The organism is Citrobacter sp. RHB20-C16 (assembly GCF_013890155.1).
GTDB lineage: Bacteria > Pseudomonadota > Gammaproteobacteria > Enterobacterales > Enterobacteriaceae > Citrobacter_A > Citrobacter_A amalonaticus.
Genome location: NZ_CP057630.1, coordinates 4,025,305 through 4,048,620, shown reverse-complemented (window position 1 = coordinate 4,048,620; position 23,316 = coordinate 4,025,305). Strand labels below are relative to the sequence as shown.

At 54.9% G+C, this 23,316-nt stretch carries 22 protein-coding genes and 1 other RNA gene; 15 read left to right on the top strand and 8 right to left on the bottom strand.

Annotated features, from left to right (window positions below; genetic code table 11):
* The first annotated feature begins 58 nt into the window (after positions 1-58).
* The 5 genes from prfC to HVX64_RS19360 all read left to right on the top strand — a co-directional run bounded on the left by prfC (position 59) and on the right by HVX64_RS19360 (position 4,947).
* Positions 59-1,648, top strand: coding sequence for a peptide chain release factor 3 (gene prfC, locus HVX64_RS19380; protein ID WP_044253949.1), 1,590 nt, complete (start codon positions 59-61; stop codon positions 1,646-1,648).
* 414 nt (positions 1,649-2,062) lie between these two features.
* Positions 2,063-2,680 (top strand): molecular chaperone OsmY, encoded by a 618-nt coding sequence (osmY, locus tag HVX64_RS19375; protein ID WP_042999335.1) that lies wholly within the window; start codon positions 2,063-2,065, stop codon positions 2,678-2,680.
* A gap of 131 nt (positions 2,681-2,811) precedes the next feature.
* Positions 2,812-2,973 (top strand): DUF1328 family protein, encoded by a 162-nt coding sequence (locus HVX64_RS19370; RefSeq protein WP_003019081.1) that lies wholly within the window; start codon positions 2,812-2,814, stop codon positions 2,971-2,973.
* A gap of 121 nt (positions 2,974-3,094) precedes the next feature.
* Entirely contained in the window at positions 3,095-4,168 is a 1,074-nt protein-coding gene (locus tag HVX64_RS19365) for a patatin family protein (RefSeq protein WP_044253954.1), read from the top strand.
* Positions 4,165-4,947, top strand: coding sequence for a metal-dependent hydrolase (locus tag HVX64_RS19360; protein WP_044253956.1), 783 nt, complete (start codon positions 4,165-4,167; stop codon positions 4,945-4,947). The genes HVX64_RS19365 and HVX64_RS19360 overlap by 4 nt, the downstream gene beginning before the upstream one ends.
* Here the strand turns inward: HVX64_RS19360 and HVX64_RS19355 are convergent.
* Positions 4,936-5,799 (bottom strand): YjjW family glycine radical enzyme activase, encoded by an 864-nt coding sequence (locus HVX64_RS19355; protein WP_044253959.1) that lies wholly within the window; start codon positions 5,797-5,799, stop codon positions 4,936-4,938. The two genes, HVX64_RS19360 and HVX64_RS19355, sit on opposite strands and share 12 nt — an antisense overlap.
* Positions 5,771-7,321, bottom strand: coding sequence for a YjjI family glycine radical enzyme (locus tag HVX64_RS19350; protein ID WP_181825118.1), 1,551 nt, complete (start codon positions 7,319-7,321; stop codon positions 5,771-5,773). Before HVX64_RS19350 ends, HVX64_RS19355 begins: the two co-directional genes overlap by 29 nt.
* Positions 7,322-7,582: 261 nt before the next feature.
* Between HVX64_RS19350 and deoC the strand changes: the two genes are divergently transcribed.
* The 4 genes from deoC to deoD all read left to right on the top strand — a co-directional run bounded on the left by deoC (position 7,583) and on the right by deoD (position 11,981).
* Complete coding sequence (gene deoC, locus HVX64_RS19345) at positions 7,583-8,362, top strand: deoxyribose-phosphate aldolase (RefSeq protein WP_044253966.1); 780 nt, start codon at positions 7,583-7,585, stop codon at positions 8,360-8,362.
* 106 nt (positions 8,363-8,468) lie between these two features.
* Positions 8,469-9,791 (top strand): thymidine phosphorylase, encoded by a 1,323-nt coding sequence (gene deoA / locus HVX64_RS19340; protein ID WP_044253969.1) that lies wholly within the window; start codon positions 8,469-8,471, stop codon positions 9,789-9,791.
* A gap of 51 nt (positions 9,792-9,842) precedes the next feature.
* Positions 9,843-11,066: a phosphopentomutase gene (gene deoB / locus HVX64_RS19335; RefSeq protein WP_044253972.1), complete on the top strand. Its 1,224-nt coding sequence runs from the start codon at positions 9,843-9,845 to the stop codon at positions 11,064-11,066.
* Between the two features lie 195 nt (positions 11,067-11,261).
* The gene (gene deoD / locus HVX64_RS19330) at positions 11,262-11,981 is read left to right on the top strand and encodes a purine-nucleoside phosphorylase (RefSeq protein WP_042999343.1); all 720 of its coding nucleotides are present in this window, start codon (positions 11,262-11,264) and stop codon (positions 11,979-11,981) included.
* Positions 11,982-12,062: 81 nt separating this feature from the next.
* Here the strand turns inward: deoD and lplA are convergent, their stop codons facing one another.
* Together lplA and HVX64_RS19320 are read right to left on the bottom strand one after the other, a co-directional pair.
* Complete coding sequence (lplA, locus tag HVX64_RS19325; protein WP_044253975.1) at positions 12,063-13,079, bottom strand: lipoate--protein ligase LplA; 1,017 nt, start codon at positions 13,077-13,079, stop codon at positions 12,063-12,065.
* Between the two features lies 1 nt (position 13,080).
* A complete protein-coding gene (locus HVX64_RS19320; protein ID WP_042999344.1) occupies positions 13,081-13,749 on the bottom strand; it encodes a YtjB family periplasmic protein in 669 nt (222 codons plus the stop codon).
* A gap of 117 nt (positions 13,750-13,866) precedes the next feature.
* Between HVX64_RS19320 and serB the strand changes: the two genes are divergently transcribed.
* From serB to HVX64_RS19300, 4 genes are all read left to right on the top strand, one after another.
* Positions 13,867-14,835: a phosphoserine phosphatase gene (gene serB, locus HVX64_RS19315; protein ID WP_042999345.1), complete on the top strand. Its 969-nt coding sequence runs from the start codon at positions 13,867-13,869 to the stop codon at positions 14,833-14,835.
* Positions 14,836-14,924: 89 nt separating this feature from the next.
* Positions 14,925-16,307 carry a DNA repair protein RadA gene (gene radA, locus HVX64_RS19310; protein WP_044253979.1) on the top strand — a complete coding sequence of 461 codons (1,383 nt, stop codon included), beginning with the start codon at positions 14,925-14,927 and terminating at the stop codon, positions 16,305-16,307.
* Positions 16,308-16,328: 21 nt separating this feature from the next.
* A complete protein-coding gene (nadR, locus tag HVX64_RS19305; RefSeq protein ID WP_042999347.1) occupies positions 16,329-17,561 on the top strand; it encodes a multifunctional transcriptional regulator/nicotinamide-nucleotide adenylyltransferase/ribosylnicotinamide kinase NadR in 1,233 nt (410 codons plus the stop codon).
* A 21-nt stretch (positions 17,562-17,582) separates the two neighbouring features.
* Positions 17,583-18,482, top strand: coding sequence for a LysR family transcriptional regulator (locus tag HVX64_RS19300; protein ID WP_044253982.1), 900 nt, complete (start codon positions 17,583-17,585; stop codon positions 18,480-18,482).
* A 7-nt stretch (positions 18,483-18,489) separates the two neighbouring features.
* On the opposite strand, the gene argP is transcribed toward HVX64_RS19300, so the two are convergent.
* Complete coding sequence (gene argP, locus HVX64_RS19295) at positions 18,490-19,383, bottom strand: DNA-binding transcriptional regulator ArgP (protein WP_042322080.1); 894 nt, start codon at positions 19,381-19,383, stop codon at positions 18,490-18,492.
* 159 nt (positions 19,384-19,542) lie between these two features.
* Between argP and rpiA the strand changes: the two genes are divergently transcribed.
* Both rpiA and serA read left to right on the top strand, forming a co-directional pair.
* Positions 19,543-20,202: a ribose-5-phosphate isomerase RpiA gene (gene rpiA, locus HVX64_RS19290; RefSeq protein ID WP_042322083.1), complete on the top strand. Its 660-nt coding sequence runs from the start codon at positions 19,543-19,545 to the stop codon at positions 20,200-20,202.
* Positions 20,203-20,469: 267 nt separating this feature from the next.
* Complete coding sequence (gene serA / locus HVX64_RS19285; RefSeq protein ID WP_042999349.1) at positions 20,470-21,702, top strand: phosphoglycerate dehydrogenase; 1,233 nt, start codon at positions 20,470-20,472, stop codon at positions 21,700-21,702.
* Positions 21,703-22,096: 394 nt separating this feature from the next.
* Here the strand turns inward: serA and HVX64_RS19280 are convergent, their stop codons facing one another.
* From HVX64_RS19280 to zapA, 3 genes are all read right to left on the bottom strand, one after another.
* Positions 22,097-22,693, bottom strand: a complete 597-nt coding sequence (locus HVX64_RS19280) for a 5-formyltetrahydrofolate cyclo-ligase (RefSeq protein ID WP_044253985.1) — start codon at positions 22,691-22,693, stop codon at positions 22,097-22,099.
* A 20-nt stretch (positions 22,694-22,713) separates the two neighbouring features.
* A non-coding RNA gene (ssrS, locus tag HVX64_RS19275) (6S RNA) lies at positions 22,714-22,897 on the bottom strand.
* A 42-nt stretch (positions 22,898-22,939) separates the two neighbouring features.
* Positions 22,940-23,269 carry a cell division protein ZapA gene (gene zapA / locus HVX64_RS19270; RefSeq protein ID WP_042999351.1) on the bottom strand — a complete coding sequence of 110 codons (330 nt, stop codon included), beginning with the start codon at positions 23,267-23,269 and terminating at the stop codon, positions 22,940-22,942.
* Positions 23,270-23,316: the final 47 nt, after the last annotated feature.

Sequence of the window (23,316 nt, the reverse complement as noted above, 5' to 3'; positions counted from 1 at the left end):
AATTTTTCGTATTCAACATGCGCGGTGCGATGCCGCGTTTACTCAAGAAGAATGAACTATGACGTTGTCTCCTTATTTGCAGGAGGTGGCCAAGCGCCGCACTTTTGCCATTATTTCTCACCCGGATGCGGGTAAAACGACCATCACTGAGAAGGTGTTGCTGTTCGGACAGGCGATACAGACTGCTGGTACGGTAAAAGGCCGGGGTTCCAGCCAGCATGCGAAATCAGACTGGATGGAAATGGAAAAGCAGCGTGGGATCTCCATTACCACCTCCGTGATGCAATTTCCGTATCACAACTGCCTGGTTAACCTGCTCGACACCCCGGGGCACGAAGACTTCTCCGAAGATACCTATCGTACCCTGACGGCAGTGGACTGCTGTCTGATGGTGATCGACGCCGCGAAAGGTGTTGAGGATCGTACCCGTAAGCTGATGGAAGTCACCCGTCTGCGCGATACGCCGATCCTGACTTTTATGAACAAACTCGACCGCGACATCCGTGACCCGATGGAGTTGCTGGACGAAGTTGAGAACGAGCTGAAAATCGGCTGTGCGCCGATCACCTGGCCGATTGGCTGCGGCAAGCTGTTCAAAGGGGTTTATCACCTCTATAAAGATGAAACCTATCTGTATCAGACGGGTAAAGGCCATACCATTCAGGAAGTGCGCATCGTTAAAGGTCTGGATAACCCGGATCTCGACGCGGCCGTTGGCGAGGATCTGGCGCAGCAGTTGCGTGACGAACTGGAACTGGTGAAGGGCGCCTCTAACGAGTTTGATAAAGCGCTGTTCCTGGCGGGCGAAATTACCCCGGTCTTCTTTGGTACCGCACTGGGTAACTTCGGCGTTGACCACATGCTGGATGGTCTGGTGGAGTGGGCGCCAGCGCCAATGCCACGCAAGACCGATACGCGCGTGGTGGAAGCGGAAGAAGAGAAGTTCACTGGCTTTGTCTTTAAAATTCAGGCCAACATGGATCCGAAACACCGTGACCGCGTGGCATTCATGCGCGTTGTTTCCGGCAAGTACGAAAAAGGCATGAAGATGCGTCAGGTCCGTATCGGCAAAGACGTGGTGATCTCTGACGCGCTGACCTTTATGGCCGGTGACCGTTCGCATGTAGAAGAGGCTTACCCGGGCGATATCCTCGGTCTGCACAACCACGGTACAATCCAGATTGGCGATACTTTCACCCAGGGTGAAATGATGAAGTTCACCGGTATACCGAACTTCGCGCCGGAACTGTTCCGTCGTATTCGCCTGAAAGATCCGCTGAAGCAGAAACAGTTGCTGAAGGGGCTGGTACAGCTTTCCGAAGAAGGTGCGGTACAGGTGTTCCGCCCGATCGCCAATAACGATCTGATTGTGGGCGCGGTCGGGGTACTGCAGTTCGACGTGGTTGTTGCCCGTCTGAAGAGCGAGTACAACGTTGAAGCCATTTATGAATCTGTCAACGTGGCGACGGCACGCTGGGTGGAATGCGCTGATGCGAAGAAATTCGAAGAGTTTAAGCGTAAGAATGAAGTTCAGCTGGCACTGGATGGCGGTGATAACCTGACCTACATCGCACCGACGATGGTGAACCTCAACCTGACGCAAGAGCGTTATCCAGACGTTCAGTTCCGTAAGACGCGCGAACACTAATTACCCCTTCAGGGCGCGGCTACCGCTGCGCCCTGCGACTTTTCCAGCCTTATTATCCCCTTGCGGAATGTTCTTAAATCCCTCTGTTTTGCTTATGACTGCCTGTTTTTTATGCAATCCTCCGCGCTTTTTCAAAATTGTGATCTATATTTAACAAAGTGATGACATAAACATTGGCTTTAAATACCGTTCAACTCGTGAATCTAAGTAGTTAAAGCTAATGTCTGGTGTAGTCACGATATTAATAACTGACTCAGAGGGGCACCTGTCAGCGTATCATCATCACCTTTTCTGTTGCGTGATTGTGACCGCCGCCATTGACTTCTGAGCTGGGTGAATTTTTCACCACATTCAGCAATGCAACCTTATGTTGCCTGAGCTCAAATTATGAGCAAACCATACAGGAAAAAATCGATGACTATGACAAGACTGAAGATTTCTAAAACTCTGCTGGCCGTGATGTTGACCTCCGCTGTGGCAACGGGTTCTGCGTATGCAGAAAACACCACAATGGATAAAGCGCAATCCGGTGTAGAAAGCGCAGGGCAGAAAGTCGATAGCTCTATGAATAAAGTCGGTAATTTCATGGATGACAGCGCCATTACCGCCAAAGTGAAAGCGGCACTGGTGGATCATGAAAACATTAAGAGCACCGATATTTCCGTCAAAACCGAGCAGAAAGTCGTGACGCTGAGCGGCTTCGTCGAAAGCCAGGCGCAGGCGGAAGCGGCCGTGACCGTGGCGAAAGGTGTTGAAGGCGTAACCTCCGTCAGCGACAAACTCCACGTGCGCGACAGCAAATCAGACTCCGTGAAAGGCTATGCCGGCGATACGGCAACCACCAGTGAGATCAAAGCGAAACTGCTGGCGGATGACATCGTTCCTTCTCGCAAAGTGAAAGTAGAAACGACCGATGGTGTGGTCCAGCTTTCCGGCACCGTGGATTCCCAGGCGCAAATCGAGCGCGCTGAGAGCATCGCGAAAGCCGTTGATGGCGTAAAAAGCGTCAAAAACGATCTGAAAGCGCAGTAAGTCTTCGTTTTCTCCTCCGGCCCTGGTCGGAGGACGTCATGAGCACTAGCACTACACAAACAATAGCGTGAATGAGCAGCCTGAGCGCTCATATCAAGCGGTCGACATTAACTATGGTAAAGGAGAAGCGTATGTTTCGTTGGGGCATTATATTTCTGGTTATCGCGTTAATTGCCGCCGCTCTGGGATTTGGTGGACTGGCCGGTACGGCAGCGGGCGCGGCGAAAATTGTCTTCGTCGTCGGGATTATTCTCTTCCTGGTCAGCCTGTTTACAGGGCGTAAGCGGCCCTAGCGCGTAAGGCGTACAATGATTTTGCTGTCAAGCCAGTCCAGTGGACTGGCTTTTTCGGTTTTAGCCGCCGTCTATTTGCGTTATTTTGGCACATTACGTAATAAGAAACAGGAAGGCAGAGGTGGGGCAGCGTATACCCGTCACGCTCGGCAATATTGCGCCGTTGTCATTAAGAAGGTTCAAACCGGGTCGCCTGGCGTTGGTCTGCGAGGGCGGCGGGCAGCGTGGCATCTTTACCGCAGGTGTACTGGACGAGTTCATGCGCGCGCAGTTTAATCCGTTCGATCTCTATTATGGCACCTCGGCGGGGGCGCAAAACCTGTCGGCCTATCTGTGCAACCAGCCCGGCTACGGGCGCAAAGTCATCATGCGCTATACCACCAGACGGGAATTCTTTGACCCGGTACGCTTCGTGCGCGGTGGGAATCTGATCGATCTCGACTGGCTGGTGGAATCTACGGCCAGTCAGATGCCGTTACAGATGGATACCGCCTCGCGCCTGTTCGAAACCGGGAAATCGTTTTACATGTGCGCCTGTCGGGGTGATGACTACACGCCCTACTATTTCTCTCCCAATACGCAAAACTGGCTCGATCTGATCCGGGCGTCCAGCGCGATCCCAGGGTTCTATCGTAGTGGCGTATCGCTGGAGGGGATCAATTACCTGGATGGTGGGATCAGCGATGCCATTCCGGTGCGTGAGGCCGTGAAGCAGGGGGCGAAAACGCTGGTGGTGATTCGAACGGTGCCTTCGCAAATGTATTACACCCCGCAGTGGTTCAAGCGGATGGAGCGCTGGCTGGGCGAAAGCAGCCTGCAGCCGCTGCTCAATCTGGTTCAACACCACGAAGCCAGCTATACGGAAATTCAGCGATTCATTGAAAAACCGCCGGGCAAGCTGAAGATCTTTGAAATCTACCCGCCGAAGCCGCTAAAAAGTATGGCGCTGGGAAGCCGGATTCCGGCATTGCGGGAAGATTATAAAACCGGGCGGCTGTGTGGGCGCTACTTCCTGGCGACCGTGGGAAAACTACTGGCAGCGGAACCGCCGTTATCACGCCATCTGCCGCAAAACGTCACGCCGACGCCAGTGGTGGTTCCACCAGCACCGGTGGCCAACGATACCCATGCGGCGGTGGTGAGCGATGCGCCGCAGGCTAACGATACGACATTCAGCAATGAGGATCTGGCGTGAGTTTTCGCTTTATCGATACCCACTGTCACTTTGATTTTCCGCCTTTTACCGGGGATGAAACCCACAGCCTGCAACTCGCGGGTGAGGCGGGCATTGAGAAGATCATCATTCCGGCCACCGCAGCGGAAAACTTTGCCCGCGTGCAGGCGCTGGCGGAACGCTTTTCCCGGTTGTATGCCGCGCTGGGACTGCATCCCATCGTGATTGAGAAACATACCGATGAGGATCTTGCACGTCTGCAGCAGGCGCTGGCGACGCGCCCGACAAAAGTGATCGCCATTGGTGAGGTTGGCCTGGATCGGTATCGCGACGATCCGCAGTTCGCGAAGCAGGAACGGTTTCTGGAAGCCCAGTTGCGGTTAGCAAAACGCTACGATTTACCGGTGATCCTGCATTCCCGACGTACGCATGACACGCTGGCGATGCACCTTAAGCGCCAGGATTTGCCGCGTACCGGGGTGGTACATGGTTTTGCTGGCAGCCTGCAGCAGGCAGAACGTTTTGTGCAACTGGGCTACAAAATCGGGGTGGGCGGGACGATTACCTATCCGCGCGCCAGTAAAACCCGTGACGTGATGGCACGATTGCCGCTGGAGGCGCTGCTGCTGGAGACCGACGCGCCGGATATGCCGTTGAATGGTTTTCAGGGGCAGCCAAATCGCCCGGAACAGGCTGCGAGAGTGTTCGATGTGTTATGCGAACTGCGCCCGGAACCCGCAGAGGCGATCGCTGAGGCGCTGTATCGCAATACGACAGCATTATTTACTCTAGAGATATAGCGCAGGGAAGATAAGCTCAGTCACGCCGCGTTCCCGTAATGCCTGCGCCAGCGTCTCCACCTCTTGTGGCGTCGCGCTTGGCCAGGATTTTGCCTCACCGTATACCCCGTGCGCATGAAAGGCATTCAGTCGTAGCGGGACATTTCCCAGTTGTCCGATGAATGCGGCGAGTGAATCAATGTGCAGCAGATAATCCACCTGCCCGGGGATGACCAGCAGGCGCAGTTCTGCCAGCTTTCCTCGCTGCGCCAACAGCGTAATACTGCGCTTGATCTGCGCGTTATCCCGACCGGTGAGTGCGATGTGGCGCTCACTATCCCAGGCTTTGAGATCGAGCATCACACCATCGCAAACCGGTAGCAGTTTCTGCCAGCCGGTTTCGCTCAACAGCCCATTGCTGTCGACCAGACAAGTCAGCGACCGGAGCTGCGGGTCGGCCTTAATCGCCGTAAACAAATCCACAACGAAAGGCAACTGCGTCGTGGCTTCGCCGCCGCTGACGGTGACACCCTCAATGAACAATGATGCTTTGCGGATCTGGCGCAATACCTCGTCCACGCTCATTGTTTGCGCCATCGGCGTTGCCTGCTGCGGGCACATCTGCAAACAGGTATCACACTGTTTGCAGGCCTCGGCATGCCAGACAACATTCCCGTCACTGAAACTCAGCGCCTGGTGCGGGCACTGCGGAACGCATTCGCCGCAGTCGTTGCAGCGTCCCATCGTCCACGGGTTATGGCAATTCTTACAGCGCAGATTGCACCCTTGCAGAAAGAGGGCCAGACGACTGCCCGGCCCGTCCACGCAGGAGAACGGGATAACCTTACTGACTGAAGCGCATCTGCTGTTCATGACTGACGACACGAGGTTGGCGTTCCAGAATATGCGTATTGCGTGCGGCCTCTTCCCCCAGCCAGGTGGTATTGGTCCGCGAGCCTTCGGCGCGGTATTTTTCCAGATCCGACAGGCGCACCATGTACCCGGTAACGCGGACCAGATCGTTGCCGCTGACGTTGGCGGTAAACTCGCGCATTCCCGCTTTGAACGCGCCCAGACAGAGTTGCACCAGCGCCTGCGGGTTACGCTTGATGGTCTCATCGAGCGTCAGAATGTCGCTGATACCGGACTGATAATGCGCGTGGTGCGGTGCGACGGTTTGCAGGTGGGTGATCGGATCCGGTTCATCGCCATAGGGCAAACGTGCGCCCGGCGTAGTGCCAATATCTGAACTGATCCCCGACTGGGCATGCAGCATGGCACGCTGCTGCCAGCCATATTTCACCGGCGTGTTCTCGACAAAATCCGCAAGCTGGGCGCTGATGCGATAGCCCAGATCGTTCGCCGTCTCATCTTTGCCGTAGCGCGCATTCATACCCGCTTTTTCGCACAACAGGTTAACCGCCTCCGCCAGGCCGTACATACCGAACATCGGCACAAAACGTTGTGGATCGATCAGACCTTCCTGCACCAGGAAGCTATTCTCAAAGAAATGTGATTTTTCATAGAGGAACTCACATCGCGCATCGATGATGGCAATTTGCTGCTGACAATAGTACGGCAGTGTGCGGTTAAAGAAGTCATAGACAGAAGTGCTGCGCTCGGCAATGGCTTTCAGATTGAGACGAACCAGCGTGCTGCCGCCACCGGCAAGCGGCAGAGAGTTGTAACAGCTGACGATACCATAGTGACCTTTTGTGAAAATTTTATCATTTACCGGCCCATTGGAAATATGCGGCTTGCTGCATTCACAGATGTTTTTTGCCACTTCCAGCAGCAGATCATCGGGGGTGATTTCCGGGTCGTAGATGAACGTCAGATTAGGCGCAACCTGCTTTAGCTCTGCGTCGGTGCGTAAAATAGCCCGGGTGATGGGGGTATCTGCCGGGCCAATGTTGGCGTGCATAAAAGCGTCAGGCAGCGTTCTGTCGAGATACCGCCAGAAACGTTTTATTCGAATATCGATCGCTTCTTGTGTTAGAATTTTCACATATGGTTGCAGCAGCGTATCCAGTTGCCCCAGGTAAACCGGCATCGATGTGACGGAAGGCACGTGGTGATACAGAATGGTCAACAGAGACAGTGCATCGTCCAGATCTTTCGCCCCTTCCAGTTCCAGCCATGCTGAACCGTTGGCCAGAAAACGCGCGTAATCGGGAAGCACATAGCGCGGTTTATACGGTGCGTGACCTTCGAACATATCGCAGATAACCCCGTCGTCCAGCGCCTGGCGCGCCCCGGCGGGCAGTGAAGGGTAAGGCAGGTTGTTCTCTGCTTCCAGCGCGAGAAAATGACGTTTCTGTTCCGGACTGAGGAGTGAGCTGGTGACGATTTGTTGGCAACGTTGTTGCAGCGCGGTTTCATGGGTCGTAGGCATCGTAATTCCTTTATAGGCCGAAGATCATAACGTCATTGTAGAAAGATGCGCTGTCAGCACTTTGATCCTGATGCGCCTGAGTGGAGAAGAAATCGACAGAAAAAGACTATTTTTTGAAGCTGATCTCATTACAGTAATGCAAATTTGTACGTAGTTTTCATTAACTGTGATGTATATCGAAGTGTAACGGTGAGTCGATGTTAGAATACTAACAGACTCGCAAGGTGAGAATTTTATACGGCGACGCCGTTGGAGAATGTTATGAGCGATTTAACTGCAAGCAGCCTGCGCGCACTGAAACTGATGGACCTGACCACCCTGAATGACGACGACACCAATGAAAAAGTGATCGCCCTGTGTCATCAGGCGAAAACTCCGGTTGGCAACACGGCAGCAGTCTGCATCTATCCGCGTTTTATCCCGATTGCGCGTAAGACGCTGAAAGAGCAGGGCACCCCGGATATCCGTATTGCGACGGTGACTAACTTCCCGCATGGCAACGACGATATTGAGATCGCGCTGGCGGAAACCCGCGCGGCGATTGCTTACGGGGCGGATGAAGTGGACGTGGTCTTCCCGTACCGTGCGCTGATGGCTGGTAACGAGCAGGTCGGCTTCGATCTGGTGAAAGCCTGTAAAGACGCGTGCGCGGCGGCAAACGTGCTGCTGAAAGTGATCATCGAAACCGGTGAGCTGAAAGAAGAGCAGCTTATTCGTAAGGCCTCTGAAATCTCTATCAAAGCAGGTGCGGATTTCATTAAAACCTCTACCGGTAAGGTACCCGTAAACGCCACGCCGGAAAGCGCTCGCATCATGATGGAAGTGATCCGCGATATGGGCGTATCCAAAACTGTGGGCTTCAAACCTGCGGGCGGCGTGCGCACCGCCGAAGATGCTCAGCAGTTCCTGGCTATCGCTGATGAACTGTTCGGCGCGGACTGGGCGGATTCTCGTCACTATCGCTTTGGGGCATCCAGCTTGCTGGCAAGCCTGCTGAAAGCGCTGGGTCACGGCGATGGTAAGAGCGCAAGCAGTTACTAAATTTGAATTGCCCATCGTAGGCCGGATAAGGCGTTAGCCGCCATCCGGCATCAATACGACTCGCCGGGGAGCACATGGCTTACCCGGCCCTAATCGGGAGGTTATCGTGTTTCTCGCACAAGAAATTATTCGTAAAAAACGTGATGGTCATGCGTTGAGCGATGAAGAAATTCGTTTCTTTATCAATGGTATTCGTGACAATACCATTTCAGAAGGGCAGATCGCCGCCCTGGCGATGACCATTTTCTTCCACGATATGACGATGCCAGAACGCGTTTCGCTGACCATGGCAATGCGGGATTCAGGAACCGTCCTGGACTGGAAGAGCCTGAATCTGAACGGCCCGATCGTGGATAAACACTCCACCGGCGGTGTGGGCGACGTGACGTCGCTGATGCTCGGCCCAATGGTCGCAGCCTGTGGCGGCTACATTCCGATGATTTCAGGTCGCGGACTGGGTCATACCGGCGGTACGCTCGATAAACTGGAAGCTATTCCGGGATTCGACATCTTCCCGGACGACAACCGTTTCCGCGAAATCATTAAGGACGTGGGTGTGGCGATCATCGGGCAAACCAGCTCGCTCGCACCGGCGGACAAACGTTTTTATGCCACCCGCGATATTACTGCAACGGTGGATTCCATTCCGCTTATCACCGGCTCCATTCTGGCGAAAAAACTGGCGGAAGGGCTGGATGCGCTGGTTATGGATGTGAAAGTCGGCAGCGGCGCGTTTATGCCGACCTATGAGCTCTCTGAAGCGCTGGCGGAAGCGATTGTGGGCGTGGCGAACGGTGCTGGCGTGCGCGCCACCGCGCTGCTGACCGACATGAACCAGGTACTGGCGTCCAGCGCGGGTAACGCGGTGGAAGTACGCGAAGCGGTGCAGTTCCTGACCGGCGAATACCGCAACCCACGCCTGTTCGATGTGACGATGGCGCTGTGTGTTGAAATGCTGATCTCCGGCAATCTGGCGAAAGACGACGCTGACGCGCGGGCGAAATTGCAGGCGGTGCTGGATAACGGTAAAGCCGCTGAGATCTTTGGCCGGATGGTTGCCGCCCAGAAAGGCCCGACCGACTTCGTGGAGAACTACGCGAAATACCTGCCGACGGCAATGCTCAGTAAAGCGGTTTACGCTGATAGCGAAGGGTTCGTCAGCGCGATGGATACGCGTGCGCTGGGTATGGCGGTGGTGTCGATGGGCGGCGGTCGTCGCCAGGCGTCGGATACCATTGATTACAGCGTCGGCTTTACCGATATGGCGCGTCTTGGCGACAGCGTAGACGGGCAGCGTCCGCTGGCGGTGATCCACGCGAAAGATGAAGCCAGCTGGCAGGACGCGGCGAAAGCCGTCAAAGCGGCAATTATCCTTGACGATAAAGCGCCTGAAAGCACACCAACGGTCTATCGTCGTATCACCGAATAGCTATATACTGATCTGATCGCTTTTTTGCAGCGCAGATGAATGGAGAACAAGATGAAACGTGCATTTATTATGGTGCTGGACTCCTTTGGTATTGGTGCGACGGAAGACGCAGATCGCTTTGGCGACGTCGGTTCCGACACCATGGGGCATATCGCTGAAGCCTGTGCCAAAGGCGAGGCTGACAAAGGGCGTAAAGGCCCACTGAATCTGCCAAACCTGACCCGCCTGGGTCTGGTGAAAGCGCATGAAGGGTCTACCGGTAAAATCGCAGCCGGTATGGACGCTAACGCACAAGTGATTGGTGCATACGCCTGGGCGCATGAGCTCTCTTCCGGTAAAGATACGCCGTCTGGCCACTGGGAAATCGCCGGTGTGCCGGTTCTGTTTGACTGGGGCTATTTCAGCGACCACGAAAACAGTTTCCCGCAGGAACTGCTGGATAAACTGGTCAAACGGGCAAACCTGCCGGGCTATCTCGGTAACTGCCACTCTTCCGGTACGGTGATTCTGGACCAGTTGGGCGAAGAGCATATGAAAACCGGCAAACCGATTTTCTATACCTCCGCGGATTCCGTGTTCCAGATTGCCTGCCACGAAGAAACGTTTGGTCTGGATAAACTTTACGAGCTGTGCGAGATCGCCCGTGAAGAGCTGACCGAAGGCGGCTACAACATCGGTCGCGTTATCGCGCGTCCGTTTATTGGCGATAAAGCGGGTAACTTCCAGCGTACCGGCAACCGTCACGATCTGGCCGTTGAACCGCCAGCGCCGACCGTGTTGCAGAAACTGGTTGATGAGAAAGACGGCCACGTGGTTTCCGTCGGTAAAATCGCGGACATCTACGCCAACTGCGGCATCACTAAAAAAGTGAAAGCCACCGGCCTGGACGCGCTGTTTGACGCCACCATTAAAGAGATGAAAGAAGCCGGCGATCAGACGATTGTCTTCACCAATTTCGTGGATTTCGACTCCTCCTGGGGCCACCGTCGTGATATCGCCGGTTATGCGGCCGGTCTGGAATTGTTCGACCGCCGTCTGCCGGAGCTGATGGAGCTGGTGGGTGAAGATGACATTCTGATCCTGACCGCTGACCATGGCTGCGATCCGAGCTGGACCGGTACCGATCACACCCGTGAACACATTCCGGTGCTGGTGTACGGCCCGAAAGTAAAACCGGGCTCGTTAGGCCACCGCGAAACTTTTGCGGATATTGGTCAGACTCTTGCTTCGTACTTTGGCACGTCGCCAATGGAATACGGTAAAAACATGCTGTAATACCCGTTGTCTTTCGCGCTGTAGATGCGTTGACTTCATTCGCTCACCCCGGTCACATAGTTAATCTATGCTCCCGGGGATTCACGAATTCGTCGCCTTCCTACAACGCGAAATCCTTAGGGTATTTGAATACATTTTGTAGGCCTGATAAGGCATAGCCGCCATCAGGCAATAACAACGAAATAAGGATAAAAGATGGCAACTCCTCACATTAATGCAGAAATGGGTGATTTCGCTGACGTCGTTTTGATGCCGGGCGACCCGCTGCGCGCAAAACACATTGCGGAAACTTTCCTTGAAGATGTACGCGAAGTAAACAACGTTCGCGGCATGTTAGGTTTCACCGGGACTTACAAAGGCCGTAAGATCTCCGTCATGGGTCACGGTATGGGTATCCCGTCCTGCTCCATCTACACCAAAGAGCTGATTACCGATTTCGGCGTGAAGAAAATCATTCGCGTAGGGTCCTGTGGTGCTGTGCGTCCGGACGTAAAACTGCGTGACGTGGTAATTGGTATGGGTGCCTGCACCGATTCCAAAGTGAACCGCATTCGTTTCAAAGACCATGATTTTGCCGCGATTGCTGATTTCGGCATGGTACGTGACGCGGTTGACGCGGCAAAAGCACTGGGTGTGGACGCACGCGTTGGCAACCTGTTCTCTGCGGATCTGTTTTACTCTCCGGACGGCGAAATGTTCGACGTGATGGAAAAATACGGCATCCTGGGCGTGGAAATGGAAGCGGCGGGTATCTACGGCGTGGCGGCAGAATTTGGCGCGAAAGCACTGACTATCTGCACCGTGTCTGACCACATCCGTACGCATGAGCAGACGACGGCGGCTGAACGTCAAACCACGTTCAACGACATGATTAAAATCGCGCTGGAATCCGTTCTGCTGGGCGATAAAGCGTAAGACCTGGGTGCCGGGGGGAGGCTTCGCCTCACCCGACCTACGGTTTTCCAGGCCCGCTGAGCAGTGCCAGCGGGCTTTTTATTAGCGCACCGCCTGTGCAATCCACGCCGACAATTCCCGCAACTCTTTTTCCTGCTCCGGAAAATCCCTCGTCAAAGATTCGCACTCCTGCTGTACGACACTGGCACGATACAGGCAGCCCTGAAGACGTGCGGCCAGCGCTTCTAGCGGTGCCGGATTGAGACTGTCCGTAAACACCTGCGCACGGGTGATATGCCCTTTCTCAACGTCAAAGTGCAGTTCGACGCCTCCCCAGGTAAAACGTTCATCCAGCAGATGCGAGAAGGCTGGTGCCTGCCCGAAGTTCCACTCCCAACTGCTCTGGCGGGCGAAGGTTTCGACAAAGTTCGGCAGATCGGGCGTGTTGTCCGGGGAGATCACCTCCGCTTCAACGCGTTCGCCGTAGTGGGCAAAAAAGGCCTCGGTTACCGCCGCACACACCTGATCATGGGTGATGCCCGGCAACAGTTCGGTGAGATTCGCCACGCGCGAGCGTACAGAGGTAATGCCTTTGGCCGCCAGTTTCTTTTTGTCTGGATTCAGGTAGTTTGCCAGTCGGCTGAGATCGGCGTTCAACAATAGTGTGCCGTGATGAAAACCGCGATCTTTGGTTTCGCGGTAGGCTGAGCCAGAAACCTTACGGTCGCCATCCGCCGTTTTCACCACCAGATCGTTACGTCCTGAAGCTTCAGCCGTCACGCCCAGTGCGTTAAGCGCATTCAGGACAATGGACGTCGAGATGGTCTTATCGTATTCCGGCTTCCCGGCCATAAAGGTGAAACAGGTATTGCCGAGATCGTGGAAGACCGCGCCACCGCCGCTGCTGCGGCGCGCCAGGCGCACGTTGTCCTCTTCCATCCGCCGCGTATTGCACTCTTTCCACGGGTTTTGCGCACGCCCAATGACGACCGTATCGGCATTGCGCCACAAAAACAGCACGCGCTGAGTGGCGGGCATCTGACGGAAAATACACTCTTCGACCGCCAGGTTAAACCAGGGGTCATAAGAGTCAGAAATAAGCAGGCGAAGTGTCGACATGTCAGTTTTCCTTTCCTGTAACGAATGACTCTTTTTTCTCGCTCTCTTCCTCTTCCGGCACCGACTTGTTGGCGGTGAGCAGGAAGGGCGATTGCTGCCAGCGGGTTCGTTTACCCTGCAGCAGAGTGCGGGTCAGCACCACGCCGATGGCCAGTGAAAGCAGCAGCATCAGGCGTAAAATGTTAGTAGTGTTGTCCACCTGCCGGGCTTCAGTGGCTAAGGTATGCGTATCCAGCGTCAGGCGAAGATAGCCCAGTGGGCCATTTTTCCCCTGGATGGGTTCAACAATCTGCTGGTTGAAGTAGCCGCCGGCTTTTTTACCGTCCAGCGCCAGACGGTCGCGCACATTTACGCTTTCGCCTGCGCGGGCAATCATATCGCCTTGTTCATCATAAACGCCGGCATCAAGTATGCGGCTTTCCTTCGTTAACTGCTGCAGAATCGTCTTGATGCGTTTTTCGTCAGGCGTTTCGGTACGCATCAGCGGCGCGATGTTCAGCGTGACCTGGTGCGCCAGCGTGCGCGCCAACTCTTCAAGCTGCGGATTACGCTGTCTCTGGTGATTTTGACTGAACCAGGAGGCGCCCTGCATGAGCGCAACAAGCAGTGCGAGACAGAACAATACAATCACTGCACGATGAAGTCGGAATTTCAGTTTTGCGCGAGCCATATTCCACCTGCTGAAAATTTGAGGCTTAATGTTGCCAGAAGCGATGGTTACAGGGTAGCCTCATGCGTTATTTTCCCCGTGAACCTTCCCGGCCCGAACGATTTTACAGGAGCTTTAATGCCTAACATTACCTGGTGCGATTTGCCTGAAGATGTCTCTTTATGGCCAGGTTTGCCCCTTTCTTTGAGTGGTGACGAGGTGATGCCACTGGATTACCACGCTGGACGTAGCGGCTGGCTGCTGTACGGACGCGGGCTGGATAAACAACGTCTCACTCAGTACCAGAGCAAACTGGGCGCGGCGATGGTGATTGTCGCGGCGTGGTGTGTCGAGGACTATCAGGTCATTCGCCTTGCCGGTTCGCTCACGCCTCGCGCGACGAAACTGGCGCATGATGCGCAATTAGACGTTGCGCCGTTGGGGAAAATCCCGCATTTGCGTACTCCTGGCCTGTTGGTGATGGACATGGACTCCACCGCGATTCAGATCGAGTGCATTGATGAGATCGCCAAACTGGCCGGTACCGGCGAAAGGGTCGCGGAAGTGACCGAACGGGCGATGCGCGGCGAACTCGACTTCACCGCCAGCCTGCGCAGTCGTGTGGCGACGCTGAAAGGTGCGGATGCCAATATTTTGCATCAGGTACGTGAAAGTCTGCCGCTGATGCCAGGCCTGACGCAACTGGTGCTGAAGCTGGAAACACTAGGCTGGAAGGTGGCAATCGCCTCCGGCGGCTTTACCTTCTTTGCCGAATATCTGCGTGAGAAACTGCGGCTAACGGCGGCAGTGGCGAATGAACTGGAGATCATGGACGGTAAATTTACCGGCAACGTGATTGGCGATATCGTCGATGCGCAGTATAAGGCCAAAACGCTGACCCGACTGGCGCAGGAATATGAAATCCCGATCGCGCAGACCGTGGCGATTGGCGATGGCGCCAACGATCTGCCGATGATCAAAACGGCGGGGCTGGGGATTGCGTACCATGCCAAGCCGAAAGTGAATGAAAAGACGGAGATTACTATCCGTCACGCTGACCTGATGGGGGTGTTCTGCATTCTCTCCGGCAGCATGAACCAGAAATAATTGAGATACCGGCTGGTATTAAGGTGTAGGCCGGGTAAGGCGCCGCCGCCATCCGGCACACAGGCGGTACAGAGATAACGAGGTAAACCGTGGCAAAAGCTCCAAAACGCGCCTTTGTATGTAATGAATGCGGGGCGGATTATCCGCGCTGGCAGGGGCAATGCAGCGCCTGTCATGCCTGGAACACCATCACCGAGGTGCGCCTGGCTGCATCGCCGACGGTGGCGCGTAATGAGCGACTGAGTGGTTATGCCGGGAGCGCTGGCGTTGCAAAGGTTCAGAAGCTTTCCGATATCAGCCTGGAAGAGCTGCCGCGTTTTTCCACCGGTTTTAAAGAGTTTGACCGCGTGCTGGGCGGCGGCGTCGTTCCCGGCAGTGCGATTCTGATTGGCGGTAACCCCGGCGCGGGTAAATCCACGCTGTTATTGCAGACGCTGTGCAAGCTCGCGGAGCAGATGAAAACCCTGTACGTCACCGGGGAAGAGTCCCTGCAGCAGGTGGCAATGCGCGCGCACCGCCTCGGTTTGCCGACCAACAATCTCAACATGCTTTCGGAAACCAGTATTGAGCAGATTTGCCTGATTGCAGAAGAAGAGCAGCCGAAGCTGATGGTGATCGACTCCATTCAGGTTATGCACATGGCGGATATCCAGTCATCACCCGGCAGCGTGGCGCAGGTGCGTGAGACGGCGGCCTACCTGACGCGCTTTGCCAAGACGCGCGGCGTGGCGATTGTGATGGTGGGCCACGTGACCAAAGACGGCTCGCTGGCCGGGCCAAAAGTGCTTGAGCACTGCATCGACTGCTCGGTATTGCTGGATGGCGATGCCGATTCCCGTTTTCGTACCCTGCGCAGCCACAAAAACCGTTTTGGCGCGGTGAATGAGTTAGGGGTCTTCGCGATGACCGAACAGGGACTACGCGAAGTGAGCAACCCTTCGGCGATCTTCCTGAGTCGTGGCGATGAAGTCACCTCCGGCAGTTCGGTGATGGTGGTCTGGGAAGGGACGCGACCGCTGCTGGTGGAGATCCAGGCGCTGGTCGATCACTCGATGATGGCCAACCCGCGTCGCGTCGCGGTGGGGCTGGAGCAGAACCGTCTGGCGATTCTGCTGGCGGTGCTGCACCGTCACGGCGGTCTGCAAATGGCCGATCAGGACGTGTTCGTTAACGTGGTGGGCGGCGTCAAAGTCACAGAGACCAGCGCGGATCTGGCGCTGCTGCTGGCGATGGTCTCCAGCCTGCGCGACAGGCCGCTGCCGCAGGACCTGGTAGTGTTTGGCGAAGTGGGGCTGGCAGGAGAGATTCGCCCGGTGCCCAGCGGTCAGGAGCGTATTTCCGAGGCCGCAAAACATGGTTTCCGTCGCGCGATTGTTCCGGCAGCTAACGTGCCGAAAAAACCGCCGGAAGGGATGCAGGTTTTTGGTGTCAAGAAGCTGGCGGATGCGTTAAACGTGTTTGACGACTTATAATGAGTGAAACGGAGGTTACCCATGTCGTCATTTGATTATCTGAAAACCGCGATCAAGCAAAAGGGCTGTACCCTGCAACAAGTGGCGGATGCCAGTGGAATGACCAAGGGCTATCTCAGTCAACTTCTCAATGCCAAGATCAAAAGTCCCAGCGCACAAAAGCTGGAGGCGTTGCACCGTTTTCTGGGGCTGGAGTTTCCCCGGCAGCAGAAAAATATCGGTGTGGTGTTCGGCAAATTTTATCCGCTGCACACCGGTCATATCTATCTGATTCAGCGCGCCTGTAGCCAGGTGGACGAGTTGCATATCATCATGGGCTATGACGATACGCGCGACCGCGCGCTGTTTGAAGACAGCGCCATGTCCCAGCAACCGACCGTGCCGGATCGTCTGCGCTGGCTGTTACAAACGTTCAAATATCAGAAAAATATCCGCATTCATGCCTTCAACGAAGAGGGGATGGAGCCGTATCCGCACGGCTGGGACGTCTGGAGCAAGGGTATCAAAGCGTTTATGGCGGAGAAGGGGATTGCGCCAAACTGGATCTATACCTCAGAGGAAGCCGATGCCCCGCAGTACCTGGAACATCTGGGTATCGAAACGGTGCTTATCGACCCGAAACGCACCTTTATGAGCATCAGCGGCGCGCAAATCCGTGAAAACCCCTTCCGCTACTGGGAATATATTCCGACTGAAGTGAAGCCGTTCTTCGTGCGTACCGTGGCGGTGCTGGGCGGAGAATCGAGTGGGAAATCGACGCTGGTCAATAAGCTGGCGAATATCTTCAATACCACCAGTGCGTGGGAGTATGGCCGGGATTATGTCTTCTCTCACCTCGGGGGGGATGAGATGGCGCTACAATATTCTGACTACGATAAAATCGCGCTGGGCCACGCGCAGTACATTGATTTTGCAGTGAAGTACGCCAATAAAGTGGCGTTTGTCGACACCGACTTCGTCACGACTCAGGCCTTCTGCAAAAAGTACGAAGGGCGAGAACATCCGTTTGTGCAGGCGTTGATTGATGAATACCGCTTTGACCTGGTGATCCTGCTGGAAAATAACACGCCGTGGGTGGCGGACGGTCTGCGCAGCCTCGGTAGTTCAGTGGATCGTAAAGAATTTCAGACGCTGCTGGTGGAGATGTTGCGCGAAAACAATATCGACTTCGTGCATGTCGAAGAGGCGGATTACGATGGCCGTTTCCTGCGTTGCGTCGAGCTGGTCAAAGAGATGATGGGTGAGCAGGGGTGATCCTCGCCAGGGGTGAACGCGATGTTTAAGCACTTGCAGGATATGGCGCTATTTGCCCTGGTCGCCGAACACGGCAGCTTTACCGTCGCCGCGCAAAAGGCGGGGCTGCCGAAGTCGAGCGTCAGTCAGCGTATCAGCCAGCTTGAGCAGCACGTTGGCATTCGCCTGATCAACCGTACCACCCGCAAACTGAACCTGACCTACGCCGGTGAACACTATCTGGTGCACTGCCGGGAAATACTCGCTGCCAGCGAACGCGCCGATTATGCGGTTCAGCGCCTGCGCGACAACCCCAGCGGACGATTGCGCATCACGTCGCCGGCGGGCATTGGCGCGACACTGCTCGCGCGCCTGAACACGCAGTTCCAGCAACGCTACCCCGATGTTTATCTTGAGGTCAGTATCTCCGATGAACTGCTGGATTTGGTGGACAGCGGTTTTGACGTCGCGTTGCGCACTGGTAAGCCGCAGGATTCCTCGCTGATCGGACGTATGATTGGCCATTGCCCGCGCTATTTGCTGGCCTCGCCCGATTATCTGTCACGTTATGCGCCGTTGAACCATCCCCGTCAACTGGTCGAACACCATTGCATCGCGCACAAAGCCTGGGCTGAGTGGTTATTTCATCGCGGTGATGAAGACTATCAGTACATGCCTGAGCGGGTGCATCTGACGGATAATCTGGTCTATGCCCGCGAAAGCGCCATCGCAGGGGCGGGGATCACGCTGCTGCCGGCGTTTATGCTGGAAGATAAAATCGAAAAGGGCGCTCTGATACCGGTACTGGCGCCATGGACAGTGGCGGGAAACGATCTTTGGCTGGTGTATCCCAGCCGTAAGCTGAACTCTCCCGCGCTGATGAGCTACATCGAATTTGCCATGCAGTTCGATGAGCTCAGACACTTCTACACCGTGGAATGAGACCGGCTCAGTCCTGACGCAGTACCTTGTGACCGTAGGCCAGCAGCGCGTCGGTGACGTTGCGCATCATCCGGCTTTCAGGCGCAAACCGATGCCAGTAGAGCATCCGGCGCTGAAACAGGCCTGGCGTGAGATCGATCAGTTCACCGCTTTGCAGCTCTTTTTCAATCTGCAGGTGCGGGATCATACAGCAGGTGGTGCCCTGACGCGCCAGTTGCACAAAGGCTTCCGAAGAGTTGACGATGTGGCACGGAACGCTGCCCGGCGGCAGATCAAAGTTCTGTTGCAGGAAGGCCTGGTGCATATCGTCCAGATGGTCAAACGCCACCGCAGGCGCTTTCAGCAGCGCGGAGCGGGTGACACCGTTCGGGAAGTAGCGTTCGGCAAACGCTTTGGAACCCACAAACAGATAGTCGAGCGCGCCGAGTTTATCCACCAGACAACTGGGCAGCGCCTGATGCTGAATACTCACCGCGCCTACCACTTCGCCGCGACGCAGACGTTCCTGGGTGCGGGTTTCATCTTCCACCTGCAGGTTAAGACGAATAGGGGAGTCAGCCAGTACCGGCGCCAGGGCCGGTAACAGCCAGGTCGCCAGACTGTCGGCGTTAACCGCCAGCGACAGCAGCAACGGCGTGGAGCCGGTCTGCTCATCGCCCAACCATTCCTCTTCCAGCAGTTCGACCTGACGAAGCAGCGCCAACAGTTTTTGCCCCTGCTCGGTCGGACGCGGCGGAACGGTGCGGACCAGCAGCGGTTGTCCGAACATATTCTCAAGCTGCTTGATGCGTTGCGAAACGGCAGATTGGGTGATGCACAGCTTTTGCGCCGCGCGCTCAAACCCGCGTTCACGTATAACGGCATCCAGTGCTTGTAGTGTTCTGTAGTCCGGACGTTTCATTGATCTGACACACTCCTGAAATTTTTGCTTGTTCTGCACTATGACATAAATTTGCATTGGGTAAAGACGAAATCCGCAGCCTGCGAGCGGGTCGGGAAGATTTTTCCGCGCAATGGTCTATAATGCGCGTGAATTTTTCTCCACAAAGGCGAGACAATCATGACGCAGGATGAACTGAAAAAAGCAGTAGGATGGGCGGCACTTCAGTATGTACAGCCCGGCACCATTGTAGGGGTAGGTACCGGTTCAACAGCCGCGCACTTTATTGACGCGCTGGGCACCATGAAAGGTCAGATTGAAGGCGCGGTTTCCAGCTCGGATGCCTCAACCGAAAAACTCAAAAGCCTCGGCATCCCTGTGTTTGATCTCAACGAAGTGGACAGCCTTGGCGTTTACGTTGATGGCGCGGACGAAATTAACGGTCACATGCAGATGATTAAAGGCGGCGGCGCGGCGCTGACCCGTGAAAAAATCATTGCCTCCGTGGCGAAGAAATTTATCTGTATCGCCGACGCGTCCAAGGAAGTGGATATTCTGGGTAACTTCCCGCTGCCGGTTGAGGTTATCCCAATGGCGCGCAGCGCAGTGGCCCGCCAGTTAGTCAAACTGGGCGGTCGTCCGGAATACCGTCAGGGTGTGGTGACTGACAACGGTAACGTGATCCTTGATGTGCACGGCATGGAGATCCTCGATCCGGTGGCGATGGAAAATGCCATTAACGCTATTCCCGGCGTGGTGACTGTCGGCCTGTTTGCTAACCGTGGCGCGGATGTGGCGTTAATCGGGACCGCTGACGGCGTCAAAACCATCGTGAAATGATCTGACCAGGGGAGCGCTTCCCCGGTTAAAATTTTTTTGCAGGGCAAATTTGGTGACATGTATCACGTTTTGAATCTTGCCCTGCTGATTTCTCCAAAGAAAAACTTATCCCCAGCATTTTCCTCTGGCATTTGCCACTGAATGAACGTTCCTCAACAGAGCGACGCAAACGTTCATATTGCCGCAATAATTATTTTTGATATGTTGAAAGGCGGATGCAAATCCACACACACAATATCAGATTGCATAAAAAGACAGGGTCGGGAAATGGCAAAGGTATCGCTGGAGAAAGACAAGATTAAATTTCTGCTGGTTGAAGGCGTGCATCAAAAGGCGCTGGATAGCCTTCGGGCAGCAGGTTATACCAACATCGAATTTCACAAAGGGGCACTGGATGCTGAAGAGCTGAAAGAGTCCATCCGTGATGCCCACTTCATTGGCCTGCGATCCCGTACCCATCTGACAGAAGAGGTGATCAACGCGGCGGAAAAACTGGTCGCTATCGGTTGTTTCTGTATCGGCACCAACCAGGTAGACCTGAAGGCGGCAGCAAAGCGCGGTATTCCGGTGTTTAACGCGCCGTTCTCTAACACCCGTTCCGTGGCGGAGTTGGTGATTGGTGAGCTGCTACTGCTGCTGCGCGGCGTACCGGAAGCAAACGCCAAAGCGCACCGCGGTGTGTGGAATAAACTGGCTGCCGGTTCGTTTGAAGCACGTGGTAAAAGACTCGGCATTATTGGCTATGGCCACATCGGGACTCAGTTGGGTATTCTGGCGGAATCGCTGGGGATGCACGTTTACTTCTACGATATTGAAAACAAGCTGCCGCTGGGTAACGCCACTCAGGTTCAGCATCTGTCTGAACTGCTCAACATGAGCGACGTGGTCAGCCTGCACGTGCCGGAAAACGCCTCAACGAAGAACATGATGGGCGCGAAAGAGATCGCGCTGATGAAGCCTGGCTCGCTGCTGATCAACGCCGCACGTGGCACCGTGGTAGATATTCCCGCGCTGTGCGATGCGCTGGCGACCAAACACCTGGCAGGGGCAGCAATCGACGTGTTCCCGACCGAGCCGGCAACCAACAGCGATCCGTTCACTTCACCGCTTTGCGACTTTGATAACGTGATTCTGACGCCGCATATCGGAGGTTCCACTCAGGAAGCGCAAGAAAACATTGGTCTGGAAGTGGCAGGTAAACTGGCGAAGTATTCCGATAACGGCTCTACGCTTTCTGCGGTTAACTTCCCGGAAGTGTCGCTGCCGCTCCACGGCGGGCGTCGTCTGATGCACATCCATGAAAACCGTCCTGGCGTGCTGACTTCCCTGAACCAGATTTTTGCCGAGCAGGGCGTCAACATTGCCGCGCAGTATCTGCAAACGTCGGCGCAAATGGGTTATGTCGTTATCGACATTGAAGCGGATGAAGCAGTCGCCGAGAAAGCGCTGTTGGCGATGAAGGCCATTCCGGGCACTATTCGCGCGCGCCTGTTGTACTGATCCTTACCGATGCGGGCAGGCGCTGAGTCTGCCCGTCATTTCTTCCTTTCTCCTTTCGTTTTCCCGACATCGCCATCCTTTTTGTAACGTATACATCTTGTTTTCGAGCCTTGCCGCAATTGATGATTAAAGGCTTCGCTACGCGTTGTACATCAACAAAAGGAATTTACGATAGAGGCGCAGCACGACGCTGAAACGGGAAAGCCCCTACCGAAGCAGGGGCTCTAAAAAGGAAAGGGACGATGATGAGTTATGTCATCATGCTGCTTATCCTGTTAATCATCGCCTGGCCAGCATATTAACAGCGAAAACGCAGGAGGGAGGTTCGCCTCCCTCACCCTTACCGAGGAAATTTAGGTCAAAAAAACGGCGGTGTCAATCAGCAAAGAAGCGCTTACCACTCCCACACTTTTGACGGCGTTACGACGGCCGGTAAGGGGACATCCCACTCTTCTGCCGGCAATTTCTCCACACGCTGACAGTCGTGGGCATACCCTACGGGCGTCAGACCATGCTGTTGCCAGTTTTGCAAGGTGCGATCGTAGAATCCGCCACCCATCCCTAAACGCTGACCGTACTCATCAAACGCCACCAGTGGCGTGACCAGCACGTCCAGTTGCGAAAGCGGCAGAACATCACGAACGTCGAGTTTAGGTTCCTGAATCTTCAGCCGATTAGTGATCAGTTCACTGTGCGGGTGATAGTGCAGAAACAGCAAATTACCGGGGCTGAATGGGTGCAGGACCGGGAGATAGACGCGTTTTCCCGCGTGCCAGAGTTGTTCGATTAGGGGCTGAGTATCGAGTTCGCCATCAAATGACAAAAACACGGCGACCGTGTGCGCCATCACTACGGGAGGGTATGCAAGCATGCGTGTTGCGGCCTGCTGACCGAAGGTGATTTGCTGCGATAGTGTGAGCGCACGACGACGTTGCCTAATCATCTGGCGAATGGTTTGTCGTGATAAAGGGAGTTCAGAAAGTAATGTCATGGCTGTCGCCAGGTAGAAGGAGAATCTCCGAGATGCCGCCGCAGGCTGTAACCCTTGAACCCTTGGTTCAAGGTGAATGCGTCGTCACAGTTTTAAGGCTTCTCGGACGGACCGAGCATGCTCACCAACCATGGATCGCCACATTCTTGTGGTATGAAATATCGGCTCAGGGGACTGGCCCGCTTGCAAACATCTCAGAGAAATTTTTGTCTTCACGGTCACTCTACCATAGTAAACCGAAAAGTGTTATTCAAAGTTTTGGTTCGTTTTTTCGGTTATGCGACCCTGATCAAGCAGTGCCTGTTCAATGGTCTGTTGGAGCATCCGAATACGTTGTTCCATGCTCGCCGCGTAGTCGCGGGTCTTCGCTTTTTCCTGAGCCAGTTCGTAGCTAATATTCAGTGCAGCAATGAATACCAGTTGCTCAGTATTTGTGACTCTAGTGCGAACTTTCAGATCTTGCAACCGCTGATTCAGATCGTCCGCAGCCTGATTCAACGCATCCCTTTGTTCAGGCGGGCAATTCACTCGCAGTGAACGGCCAAATATTTGGATATCGACGGGTTGTGCAGACATGCCACCTTCCTGCTGATTGACTGTGCTGCCTTCGTCTCCAGACCCTG